Below are 1851 nucleotides of genomic sequence, written 5' to 3' on the forward strand. Positions count from 1 at the left end.
CAACCCGTAGCACTGTCAGTTACGGTTACTTCATAATAACCTGGTACAGTAAAGGTTACTGATACAACACTTACCCCTGAGGTTACCGTATAGATACTTGGCGTAGTTGTACCTCCTGTCACTCTCACTATATAGCCCTGATTAGAACCTCCTTCTATAGTAAAGTCTACTGCTTCTGCCCCTTGACAGTCTATCGGACGGGTCTGCTGTGCTTTAATAGATGTTATACGTTTCAGCGGTGGTATTACCGTTGGACTGTTTACATTATTAGCGGTACAGCCATTGGCATCTGTTACATATACTACTACCGTTTGGGTATACGTACCATTACTAGTCACACTCACTACATTACTATTACCATTATTTATAGTAGTGGTGCTTTGTCCATCAAATATCGCAAACTTATATGTATAAGTACCTGTAACCCCACCATCTGCTATCGCTTGTACGATTGCCTGACGCGCCTGATTATTCGCATCACAGCTAAAGTGGGTCGTTACCGTTGTACTGCTCACTACCAACTGTGCAGGCTCTGTAATAGTTATCGTTTCTGACGATTGACAAGCTCTTGATGAATATACAGTTACTGTATATACCCCTGCTTTAAGCATTGGGAATCGTATCGTCTTTGGTGTTGTATTCACCGTTTCAGTTCTTGTTGCAAAGCCTCCTGCTCCCTCTATCTGTATCACATAGTCAGTTTGAGATTGCGTACCTGGTATGGTTACATCTATCCTACCATCATCATCTCCGTGACAGCTTACATTAGTTTGTGTATGAGTAAAGGCCACCGGTAGCGCTGGTGTTACTTCTATTGTAGTGGTTTTTGTAGCACAAGCTGTCTTGTTGTCTTTCACTCCTACTATATAGTTACCTGCTGGCACTCCTGTAAATACCGGTATACTGCTTGGCGTAGTAACACCTCCTCCCAATCGAGTAAGGGTATATGTTAGGCTATTAGTTCCTCCTTGGTGGGTAATACTCAAAGTCGCTCCCGTAGGAGTCGCACAAGTTACCTCTTTTAGTATCGCTACTTGTATCCCGCTAATAGGCTCATATAATGTTACTGCTGTAAGCGTTGCTGAGCAACCCCAGCTGTCGCTTACTACTACCTCGTAGCTTCCTGCTCCCAAACCAGTAAAGGTTCGCGTGCCTTGGGCTATACCTTCCTTCACTCCGTCTTTTATCAGTTGGTAAGTGTAATTCACGCCATCTCCTCCAGTTACTGACTGTACACTTATCTCTCCTGTACCCGCTACACAATTCTCTTGGGTAACTGTTAGTGTACCACTCATTGTCTCTGGTCCCGTTAGGGTTATCGTACCTACTGTTACCTGACAGCCCTTGCCGTGGTTATCTCTTACTGCTATATGATAAGTAGCCGATACTAAACCACTTCTTACGCTCGTACTTGTCCAAGCGCCACTGGTAGGTGTTGGTGCTACCGTATCTATATAGTACTGATAAGCTCCCCAGCCTCCGCTAACATTCTCTATGCGTATCTCTCCATCGTTGTTGGCACAAGTAATTGAACGTACACTCGTTGTAGCGGTAAGTGATACCGTAGGTTCTGCTATCGTAAATACCTGTGTTTGCTCGCATAAGGTATTCTGATTGGTTATCGTTACCGTATAAGTATTCTTAGCTAAGCCTGAGAAATTCACTACATTAGCCCCTCCTGTTAAGCTAGTAGGACTTATCGTTACTCCTGCCGATGGACTTATAGCTACATTATAGGTATGGGTACTTACCATTCCTGCTAAGGTAAGGGTTACCGTACCATCGCTATCGCCCTTACAACTTACATTCTTTATCGCTACTTTGGCTATACTAAAGGTATTCGGATTAGGC

General features: G+C 43.9%; 1 pseudogene. It reads right to left on the reverse strand.

Going from position 1 to position 1851, the window contains the following annotated elements:
* A pseudogene (locus HMPREF9074_RS11490) lies at positions 1 to 1851 on the reverse strand (gliding motility protein); the annotation flags it as partial.

This window comes from Capnocytophaga sp. oral taxon 329 str. F0087, assembly GCF_000213295.2.
Taxonomy (GTDB): domain Bacteria; phylum Bacteroidota; class Bacteroidia; order Flavobacteriales; family Flavobacteriaceae; genus Capnocytophaga; species Capnocytophaga leadbetteri_A.